The sequence below is a fragment of the Duganella fentianensis genome (genome assembly GCF_964031615.1).
Classification (GTDB): domain Bacteria; phylum Pseudomonadota; class Gammaproteobacteria; order Burkholderiales; family Burkholderiaceae_D; genus Rugamonas; species Rugamonas fentianensis_A.
In genome coordinates, this window is sequence record NZ_CAXIQN010000009.1 from 396,623 (window position 1) to 405,120 (window position 8,498).

The 8,498-nt window shown below is 60.2% G+C and carries 13 protein-coding genes; 10 read left to right on the forward strand and 3 right to left on the reverse strand.

Features of this window, described 5'->3' with window-relative positions; genetic code table 11:
- Positions 1-62 precede the first annotated feature (62 nt).
- The 4 genes from ABNT42_RS07675 (at position 63) to ABNT42_RS07690 (ending at position 2,423) form a co-directional block, all read left to right on the forward strand.
- Positions 63-353, forward strand: a complete 291-nt coding sequence (locus tag ABNT42_RS07675; protein WP_348696088.1) for a phasin family protein — start codon at positions 63-65, stop codon at positions 351-353.
- A gap of 66 nt (positions 354-419) precedes the next feature.
- Positions 420-1,085, forward strand: a complete 666-nt coding sequence (locus tag ABNT42_RS07680; protein WP_155433533.1) for a TetR/AcrR family transcriptional regulator — start codon at positions 420-422, stop codon at positions 1,083-1,085.
- A 10-nt stretch (positions 1,086-1,095) separates the two neighbouring features.
- Positions 1,096-1,881, forward strand: a complete 786-nt coding sequence (locus ABNT42_RS07685) for a hypothetical protein (protein WP_348696089.1) — start codon at positions 1,096-1,098, stop codon at positions 1,879-1,881.
- Entirely contained in the window at positions 1,878-2,423 is a 546-nt protein-coding gene (locus ABNT42_RS07690; protein ID WP_348696090.1) for a TIGR00730 family Rossman fold protein, read from the forward strand. The genes ABNT42_RS07685 and ABNT42_RS07690 overlap by 4 nt, the downstream gene beginning before the upstream one ends.
- A gap of 36 nt (positions 2,424-2,459) precedes the next feature.
- Here ABNT42_RS07690 and ABNT42_RS07695 read toward each other — a convergent pair whose 3' ends face one another.
- On the reverse strand, positions 2,460-2,969 hold the full coding sequence (locus ABNT42_RS07695) for a M48 family metallopeptidase (RefSeq protein ID WP_348696091.1): 510 nt from the start codon (positions 2,967-2,969) through the stop codon (positions 2,460-2,462).
- Positions 2,970-3,091: 122 nt separating this feature from the next.
- Here ABNT42_RS07695 and modA point away from each other — a divergent pair, with 122 nt between their 5' ends.
- Genes modA through ABNT42_RS07715 form a run of 4 tightly spaced genes read left to right on the forward strand, consistent with a single transcriptional unit; the run spans position 3,092 to position 6,054 of the window.
- Entirely contained in the window at positions 3,092-3,853 is a 762-nt protein-coding gene (modA, locus tag ABNT42_RS07700; protein WP_348696092.1) for a molybdate ABC transporter substrate-binding protein, read from the forward strand.
- Positions 3,854-4,543 (forward strand): molybdate ABC transporter permease subunit, encoded by a 690-nt coding sequence (modB, locus tag ABNT42_RS07705; RefSeq protein ID WP_348696093.1) that lies wholly within the window; start codon positions 3,854-3,856, stop codon positions 4,541-4,543.
- A gap of 1 nt (position 4,544) precedes the next feature.
- Positions 4,545-5,246, forward strand: a complete 702-nt coding sequence (locus tag ABNT42_RS07710) for an ATP-binding cassette domain-containing protein (RefSeq protein ID WP_348696094.1) — start codon at positions 4,545-4,547, stop codon at positions 5,244-5,246.
- Entirely contained in the window at positions 5,236-6,054 is an 819-nt protein-coding gene (locus tag ABNT42_RS07715) for a TOBE domain-containing protein (RefSeq protein ID WP_348696095.1), read from the forward strand. Before ABNT42_RS07710 ends, ABNT42_RS07715 begins: the two co-directional genes overlap by 11 nt.
- 14 nt (positions 6,055-6,068) lie before the next feature.
- Here the strand turns inward: ABNT42_RS07715 and ABNT42_RS07720 are convergent, their stop codons facing one another.
- Together ABNT42_RS07720 and ABNT42_RS07725 are read right to left on the reverse strand one after the other, a co-directional pair.
- Entirely contained in the window at positions 6,069-6,419 is a 351-nt protein-coding gene (locus tag ABNT42_RS07720) for a KGG domain-containing protein (protein ID WP_348696096.1), read from the reverse strand.
- Between the two features lie 121 nt (positions 6,420-6,540).
- Complete coding sequence (locus ABNT42_RS07725; protein WP_348696097.1) at positions 6,541-6,819, reverse strand: hypothetical protein; 279 nt, start codon at positions 6,817-6,819, stop codon at positions 6,541-6,543.
- 201 nt (positions 6,820-7,020) lie between these two features.
- Between ABNT42_RS07725 and purU the strand changes: the two genes are divergently transcribed.
- Together purU and ABNT42_RS07735 are read left to right on the forward strand one after the other, a co-directional pair.
- Positions 7,021-7,890, forward strand: a complete 870-nt coding sequence (gene purU, locus ABNT42_RS07730; RefSeq protein WP_348696098.1) for a formyltetrahydrofolate deformylase — start codon at positions 7,021-7,023, stop codon at positions 7,888-7,890.
- 18 nt (positions 7,891-7,908) lie between these two features.
- Complete coding sequence (locus ABNT42_RS07735) at positions 7,909-8,454, forward strand: YaeQ family protein (protein ID WP_348696099.1); 546 nt, start codon at positions 7,909-7,911, stop codon at positions 8,452-8,454.
- Positions 8,455-8,498 lie beyond the last annotated feature (44 nt).

The following is an 8,498-nucleotide window of genomic DNA, read 5'->3' on the forward strand; positions in this document are numbered from 1 at the left end:
AAGCTCTAGTTTTGCTGATTACAATAAAAAAATAATAACGCAAAACAATTTGGGGACGCTCCATGATCAAGAAGTTGAAGCCGGAAGACGATGATCAGCGCATGGCCGACGCCATGCACATGTCGTCGCAGGAAATCTGGCAGGCCGGCCTGCATGCCTTCGCCAAAGCGCAGGAAGAGGGCGGCAAGATGTTTTCCATGCAAGTTTTCGAAGAGCGCGTGCTGCGCGCACTGAGCGCCATTGGTGTGCCGACGGCGGCCGAAGTGGCTCGGCTGCATGCACGGGTGGATGAACTGAGCGCCGAGCTGGCGGCACTCAAGGCGCAGCAGGGCAATCGTCCGGCGGCGCACTGATAGATATTTCTAACTTCGCGGCAACGGTGTTATGCTTGCAGGAGAATAAACAGAGGTTTCCTTGCTATGCTACAAAAAGCACCCCGCCGTACCCGCGAACGCATCCTAGAGCTGTCGCTGCGCTTGTTTAATGAATTTGGCGAGCCGAACATCACGACCACCGTGATCGCCGAAGAAATGAATATCTCGCCGGGGAACCTCTACTATCACTTCCGCAACAAGGACGACATCGTCAATTCCATCTTCGTGCAGTTCGAGGCGGAGATCAACCGGATTCTGACGGTGCCGGACGGGCGCCGCTCCAACATCGAAGACGTGTGGCTGTATCTGCACCTGATGTTCGAACTGATCTGGCGCTACCGCTTCTTCTACCGTGATCTGAACGATCTGCTGTCGCGCAACCGCAAGCTGGAACTGCACTTCAAGCAGATTCTGGCGCACAAGATCAAGGTGGCCAAGCAACTGTGCGAAGATTTGCGCAGCGAGAAATCGCTGGAAGCCTCGGATACCGCCATCGATGCCATGGCCACCAATATGGTGGTGGTGGCGACCTACTGGCTGTCCTACGAATACGTGCGCAATCCGCGCAAATACAGCGAGCAGCAATCGATGGCCGATGCGCTGGCGCGGGGCTGCTATCAGGTGCTGTCGCAGATCGGCCCGTACCTGCGCAATGAAACCAGTTTGCTGTTCCAGAAACTGTCCGAAGAATACCTGAAGAAACTCAAGTAGGCCGACCTGTATGGCGTGGACTCCTTTCCCGTATCCTGATCCCGCCTATGTGCACACGCCGGAAAGTCTGGCGCGCCTGTGGCCCCGTCTGCATGCGGGCGACCGCGAACCGTGGCCCGACAATCCCAAGCTGGTGCAGGCATGGATCGCCTTCCATGCGGGCGAGTTCGAACATGCGGCCCGCATCGGCCTCGACGTGGGCGTGCCCGGTTATTCGGTCGCACACAAAGCCATCTGCATCTATGCCCAGTATCTGGAACCCAGCCTGATGAAAAAGCTGGCCACCTTCGAATGCGTGGCCGAACGCTGCGAACGGCAGCAACAGGAACAGCCCGATAATCCGGCTGGTTTCTACTGGCATGCGTATGCGCTGGGCCAGTATTCGCAAGGCATCTCGGTAGTCAAAGCACTGGCGCAGGGACTGGGCGCCAAGGTGCGCGGCAGTCTGGACACCACGCTCAGTCTTGCGCCGCAGCGGGCCGACGCGCAGGTGGCGCTGGGCATCTACCACGCCGAAATTCTCGACAAGGTAGGCGCGCTACTGGGCGGCCTGACCTACGGCGTGAAAAAGGAAGAAAGCTATGCCGCGTTCGAAAAAGCGCTGGCATTGACGCCGGACTCTGCCATCGTCAAAGTGCGCTACGCACGGGCCATGCAGATGCTGGACGGAAAACGACGACAAGCTGAAGCGCGTGCCCTGTATCAGGCTGCTGCGCGCTGTGTGGCACTCGACGCACTGGAGCGGCTCGATGCCGATCTGGTGCGGCGCCAAATGGATGAGGAAGAAGAAACTTGAAAGCGATTTGTGTTTATTGCGGTGCCAATCCCGGCCATGATCCACAGTATGCCGAAGCAGCGCGTGCGCTGGGGCGGGCACTGGTAGCGCAGAATCTGGCGCTAGTGTATGGCGGTGGCAATGTCGGGCTGATGGGTGTCATTGCCGATGAAGTGCTCAAGCACGGTGGCGAAGTGACGGGCGTGATCCCCACTGCGCTGGTGGAACGCGAAGTAGGACACAATGGCCTGACGCGCCAGTTCATCGTCAAAGACATGCATGAACGCAAAGCCATGATGGCCAGTCTGGCCGATGGTTTCATCGCCATGCCGGGTGGCATGGGCACGCTGGAAGAACTGTTCGAAATGCTGACCTGGTCGCAACTGGGCATACATCGCAAGCCCATAGGGCTGCTGAATGTGGCCGGCTTCTACGATCAGCTGGCCGGCTTCATCCAGCACGCCAGCACGCAAGGCTTCATCCGTCCCGAGCATGTGGCGCTGATGCAGCTGGAAGCCGAACCGGAACGCCTGTTACAGCGTCTGAAAGGCGCGGGCGCCTGAGCATTGCCTGGCGCCATCAGTTAGTCTTCACGGCGCTCAGGTCCACAGTTTCTCGCCCTGATGATCGAGGTGCGTCAGGTAGAGGCGTAGGTCGAATTCGTACTGGTGGTAGTTGGGCTCCATGTGCGTGCACAGCTGGTAGAAGGCTTTGTCGTGCTGCTTTTCCTTCAGGTGGGCCAGTTCATGCACGGCGATCATGGTGAGAAATTCCATCGGTACGGCCTTGAACATGGTGGCCACGCGGATTTCATGCTTGGCCTTGAGCTTGCCGCCCTGTACCCGAGCAATCGAAGTATGCAGCCCTAGCGCATGGTTGATTACGTGGATCTTGCTGTCGTATTCGACCTTGTTGACGGGTTCCGCATTGCGCAGATGGGCGCTGCGCAATTCCTGCACGTAGTTGTACAGCGCCTTGTCGGTGCGGTAGTCGTGTGCCTTGCCGTAGCGGCTTTTCAGTACGGCCGCCAGTTTATCCTGCGCCATCAGTTGCGCCACTTGCGTCTGGGTCTGTTCGGAATAGGCACTCAGGTACTTCAGGCGGGACATAGCATAGGGCGGGAATAATCGAGGCGTGAATGTACCACAGCCGGCCGGATGAGCGCTAAAAGCACGGTTTTTTCAATCGCTATATAATCGACTATATGACGACTCTTGCGATAGGGAAAAGTATGGCTGCGACGACTGCGAAACTGGCCGCGCTGGCGGCATTGCTGTGCGGCGTGGCCGTGCTGCCGGCCCGTGCGGGCGAATTGACGGTATCTGCCGCTGCCAGCCTGAGTAACGCTTTCAAGGAGATTGGCGCTGCCTATGAAAAACAGCATGCCGGTAACAAGGTGCTGTTCAATTTTGCCGCCTCCGATGCGCTGGTGCAGCAGATCGCCAAGGGCGCACCGGTCGATGTGCTGGCGACCGCCGATCAGGATGCCATGGATCGGGCCAGTAATCTGAAACTGCTGGATGTTGCCAGCCGTCGCAATTTTGCCAGCAACACACTGGTGCTGATCAAGCCGGCTGATAGCAAGCTGGCGCTGGCCGGTCTGCGCGATCTGGCACAGGCCGGTGTGCAGCGCATTGCGCTCGGCAATCCGGCCAGTGTGCCGGCAGGGCGCTACAGCCGCCATGCGCTGGAACAGGCCGGACAGTGGAACGGCGTGGTCAACAAGCTGATTTATGCCACCTCGGTACGCCAGTGTCTCGATTACGTGGCGCGCGGCGAAGTCGATGCCGGTTTCGTGTATGCCACGGATGCGGCACTATTCAAGGACAAGGTGCTACTGGTGGCAACGGTACCGACGGAGACACCCGTGACCTATCCGATTGCCGTCACTGCGGGCAGTACGCAGACGCCGGTGGCACGCCAGTTTGCCGAGTTTATGCTGTCGGCGCCGGCGCAGGCTATCCTGAGCCGCTATGGTTTCGGGCGGCCATAAATGCAGGCGACGCTGATGGCCGAACCGGCGTGGGTGGCGCTCGCTCTGTCGCTCAAAGTGGCCTGCTGGGCTACGCTGATCGATCTGGTGCTGGGCGTGGCGCTCGGCTATCTGCTGGCGCGCAAGCGCTTCGTGGGGCGCGAGCTGCTCGATGCGCTGCTGACTTTGCCCATGGTGATGCCGCCCACGGTGCTCGGTTATTATCTGCTCGTGCTGATCGGCCGCAATGGCCCTATCGGTGCATGGCTGCAGCAGATGTTCGGCATCCAGCTGATCTTTAGCTGGCAGGGCGCGGTCATCGCCGCCGCCGTGGTGGCATTTCCGCTGGTGTTGAAGGGGGCGCGGGCCGCGTTTGAAGCGGTCGATACCCAGCTGGAACAAGCCGCAAGCGTACTGGGATTGTCGCCATTGGCCGTGTTCCTGCGGGTCAGCCTGCCGCTGGCATGGCGCGGTGTGCTGAGCGGCACGCTACTGGCCTTTGCCCGCTCCATGGGGGAATTCGGTGCCACCCTGATGGTGGCTGGCAGTATACCGGGCAAGACCCAGACACTGTCGATCGCTGTCTACGAAGCCGTGCAGGCAGGGCAGGACGATACGGCTAATCTGCTGGTGGTGATTACTTCGCTGGTGTGCATGGTGGTGCTGGTCAGTGCCAATAAGCTCACGCCGCAGCGCTCGCAACAGGTGTGACATGACATTCGACGTCGATATCCGCAAGACGCTGGCCGCAGGGACGCGCCGCTTTACACTGCAGGCCCGCTTCCGCTCGGACAGCCAGCGCATCGTGCTGTACGGCGAATCAGGTGCCGGCAAAAGCATGCTGCTGAAAGCACTAGCGGGGTTGCTGACGCCCGATCAGGGCCATATTACGCTGGACGGGCGCTGCCTGTACGGGGCCGCGCAGGGCATCAATCTGGCGCCGCCACAGCGTCAGTTAGGTTATCTGTTTCAGGATTACGCTTTATTCCCCCATTTGAACGTGCGGCAGAATATCGCTTTCGGCCTGCAGCGGGGCTGGCGCAATCCTGCCCGCACGCATGACGACGACACCGTGCGCTACTGGCTGGCTGCGCTGGAGCTCGATGGTGTGGCGGCGCAATTGCCGCATCAGCTATCGGGCGGCCAGCGTCAGCGGGTGGCGCTGGCGCGCGCGCTGGCGCCGTCGCCTAGAGCGTTGCTACTGGATGAACCATTTGCGGCACTCGATCCGGCACTGCGTCAGCGCATGCGTGCCGAGCTGGACAGGCTGCAGCGTCAGCTAGCCATCCCCATGCTGCTGATTACCCACGACCAAGATGATGTGGCAGCCTTCGGCGACCACCTGCTGCGCATGGAACAGGGGCAGCTGATCGATACGGCGCAATGCTTGCAAGGAGTGGCGCATGAAGCATGAAGACGAACTGACGCAGGGCGGCATGGCGCTGCAAGGCAGCGTATGGATGACCATAGGCGGGCAGAAGCTAGGCGGACGCGAGCGCATGGAACTGCTGGCGGCAATAGCCGAACATGGTTCCATCACGGCGGCAGCGAAAGCCGTGGGGCTGAGCTACAAAGGGGCATGGGACGCCATTGAAGCGATGAACAATCTGGCTGGCGAAGCTTTGCTGGAACGGCTGGCCGGCGGCAAGGGCGGTGGCGGAACGCGCCTCACGGCACGGGGACAGCAACTGGTGGAAAATTTCGCCAGGATCGATGAAGCCCACCAGCGTTTTGTGGCCGCGCTGAGCAGCCAGTCACATGCACTGGCCGATGACCTTTTACTGATACGGAACCTGACGATGAAAACGAGCGCGCGCAACCAGTTCAGTGGCAAAGTCCTTGCGCTGGTGCGTGGCGCCGTGAATGACGAAGTCACGCTGGGAATCGCTGGCGGCCAGCAGATCGTCGCCACCATCACGCGCGACAGCAGTGACAGCCTCGGGCTGGTGCCCGGTGTGACCGCGTGGGCGTTGATCAAAGCCAGTTCCATCATCGTAGTGACCGAGCCTGAAGGTGCCCGTTTTTCTGCCCGCAATCAGCTGAGCGGCACCATCAGCCGTGTGCAGCAAGGTGCCGTCAATACGGAGGTCAGCATTGCGCTGGCCGGCGGTGCCACCATTGCGGCCATCGTTACACGCGAAAGCGGCGAGGCGCTGGAACTGGCGGCCGGGATGCCCGCCACGGCCATCTTCAAAGCCTCGGCCGTCATCCTCGGTACCTGAGCAACTTACGGCAATCAATGGTTGGCCGCCTTGCTGCTCTGACGGCTGCCCCCCTTGCTGCTTTGCTCCGCGCCACTTTGGCCCGCTGCCTGCTGGGCCTTGGCGCGCGCCGCAGACTGGCGGCTCTCGCCCCCTTTGCGGCCTATGGTAGCCATGTGGGCGCGATCCCGGCTGACGGCTTCGCCCCCTTTCTGTCCGGCGCGGCGCGCTTCCTCGCTGTCGAATTCATGTGCCGTGCCTTTCTGGTGTGCGGCCTGGCCGCCCTTGCTGGCGATGCTGCGCTGGGTTGCTTCGTCCATGGCGGCAAAGCCCCGCTTGGCGCTGCTTTTGGGTTTGATGTTTTCATTGCCGGAATTACTGGCCATAAGTCCTCCTGGATAATGTTGGCGACTGTGCGTCGAAGTGGCGGGTAGCGCTCGCTGCCCTGCTTGATTAGAGAAGCGAGGTTGACGAAAGTTCCAGTGCGCCTAGGCCGTTTAGTTGCGATTAGTGGTGGGTGGCGGATCCGGCCACGCTGGTCTGTACGCTGGCGCGCGGCACACTGCTGCTGGCGGCCTTGCTGGCCTGTTCCATGCTGCGCTCGAAGGCTGTCAGGTGTTCATGCGTGGTCTGCAGCATGTTGGAGTGAGTCAGGCTCAGAATATCGATCAGTTGTAGTTGCAGGTCGCCCAGACTCTGCATGGCGGTCAGCAGGTGCTGACCCAGTTGCTGGTAGAAGGCAACGATCTGCAGGTAGTCGGGCGCGGGCAGGGGGCGGTTGGTCATGATGGATGCTCCTCGTGAGTGGGCGGGCCGGCGCTGGCCGGATACCCGATAGAGGCTGATCAGCGGCCAAAGTTCCCGTGCTAGCGACGAGAAGTGTTGCATCCGGCGCCTGCACGGGGTGCCATGCTGCTGATGAATTGGGCAGTTCCTGCCCAGCCGTGCGACAATACCGGCCTTGTATGAATTCTAACGATGGTAGAAATGAGCAATCCCGAATACATTCTGACTCTCTCTTGCCTCGATCAGCGCGGTATCGTGCACCGCGTGTCGGGCTTTCTGGCCGAACATGGCTGCAACATTATCGATTCGGCCCAGTTCGGGGATAGCCAGTCGCAGTTGTTCTTCATGCGCGTGCATTTCTCGCTGGAAGATAGCGGCCTGAGCGACGCTGCCCTGCGCGCCGACTTCGCCACGCTGGCCGCCAGCATGGGACTGGACTGGGAATTGCGCGATGCCCACTACAAGCCGCGCGTGATGCTGATGGTGTCGAAGATCGGCCATTGCCTGAACGACTTGCTGTTCCGCTACAAGAGCGGCCTGCTGCCGGTGGAGATTCCTGCCATCGTGTCGAATCACATGGATTTCTACCAGCTGGCAGCCAGCTACAACATTCCGTTCCACTATCTGCCACTGGCAACGGGCGCGTCGGAAGAAACCAAGCTGGCGCAGGAAGCCAAGATCATCGAACTGATCAACTCGCACCAGATCGATCTGGTGGTGCTGGCGCGCTATATGCAGATTCTGTCACCTAGCCTGTGCGCGGCGCTCAAGGGCAAGGCGATCAACATCCACCATTCCTTCCTGCCTAGCTTCAAGGGCGCCAAGCCGTATGCGCAGGCGCACCAGCGCGGCGTGAAACTGATCGGCGCCACCGCCCACTTCGTTACCGGCGATCTGGATGAAGGCCCGATCATCGAGCAGGATGTCGAGCGGGTCGATCATTCGATGGATGCCGATACCCTGTCGGCTATCGGCCGCGATGTCGAATGCGTGGTGCTGGCGCGTGCCGTGAAATGGTTTGTCGAGCACCGCGTTTTACAGAATGGCGACAAGACCGTCGTCTTCAAATAACACTAAAGAGTAGTCCTGATGGCCCTTAAAGCAACAATTTACAAAGCAGATCTATCGATTGCGGACATGGACCGCAATTATTACGAGTCGCCGGCGCTGACCATGGCGCGCCATCCGTCCGAAACGGACGAACGCATGATGGTGCGGCTGGTGGCGTATGCCATCCATGCCAACGAGGCGCTGACCTTTACCAAAGGTCTGTTCGACGTGGAAGAACCTGATCTGTGGCAGAAGGACCTGACCGGCGCCATCGAACTGTGGATCGAAGTGGGGCAGCCGGACGAGAAAGTGCTGCTCAAGGCCTGTGGCCGTTCCGAGCATGTGGTGGTGTATAGCTACGCGGCCACCAGCCATATCTGGTGGAAGGGGCTGGCCAACAAAGTCGAGCGCTGCAAGAATCTTAGCGTGATCAATCTGAACGCCGATGCGACCGAGCAACTGGGCCGCATGGCCCAGCGCACCATGCAGCTGCAATGCACCATACAGGATGGCCAGATCTGGCTGACTGACGGCACCACCACGGTGGAAATCGGCCGTGAAATCTTCAAAAGCGAGCGGGATTAAGTGCTAACGGCCACGCTGCGGGCAGAGTTGCCCGCAGCGTGGCC

Bases quoted from the DNA above. Each gene is read 5' to 3' on its own strand.
- purU (WP_348696098.1), top strand. From the start codon at position 7,021: ATGAGCAATCCCGAATACATTCTGACTCTCTCTTGCCTCGATCAGCGC.
- ABNT42_RS07685 (WP_348696089.1), top strand. From the start codon at position 1,096: ATGGCGTGGACTCCTTTCCCGTATCCTGATCCCGCCTATGTGCACACG.
- modA (WP_348696092.1), top strand. From the start codon at position 3,092: ATGGCTGCGACGACTGCGAAACTGGCCGCGCTGGCGGCATTGCTGTGC.
- ABNT42_RS07675 (WP_348696088.1), top strand. From the start codon at position 63: ATGATCAAGAAGTTGAAGCCGGAAGACGATGATCAGCGCATGGCCGAC.
- ABNT42_RS07735 (WP_348696099.1), top strand. From the start codon at position 7,909: ATGGCCCTTAAAGCAACAATTTACAAAGCAGATCTATCGATTGCGGAC.
- ABNT42_RS07720 (WP_348696096.1), bottom strand. From the start codon at position 6,419: ATGGCCAGTAATTCCGGCAATGAAAACATCAAACCCAAAAGCAGCGCC.
- ABNT42_RS07725 (WP_348696097.1), bottom strand. From the start codon at position 6,819: ATGACCAACCGCCCCCTGCCCGCGCCCGACTACCTGCAGATCGTTGCC.
- ABNT42_RS07680 (WP_155433533.1), top strand. From the start codon at position 420: ATGCTACAAAAAGCACCCCGCCGTACCCGCGAACGCATCCTAGAGCTG.
- ABNT42_RS07715 (WP_348696095.1), top strand. From the start codon at position 5,236: ATGAAGCATGAAGACGAACTGACGCAGGGCGGCATGGCGCTGCAAGGC.
- ABNT42_RS07695 (WP_348696091.1), bottom strand. From the start codon at position 2,969: ATGTCCCGCCTGAAGTACCTGAGTGCCTATTCCGAACAGACCCAGACG.
- modB (WP_348696093.1), top strand. From the start codon at position 3,854: ATGCAGGCGACGCTGATGGCCGAACCGGCGTGGGTGGCGCTCGCTCTG.
- ABNT42_RS07710 (WP_348696094.1), top strand. From the start codon at position 4,545: ATGACATTCGACGTCGATATCCGCAAGACGCTGGCCGCAGGGACGCGC.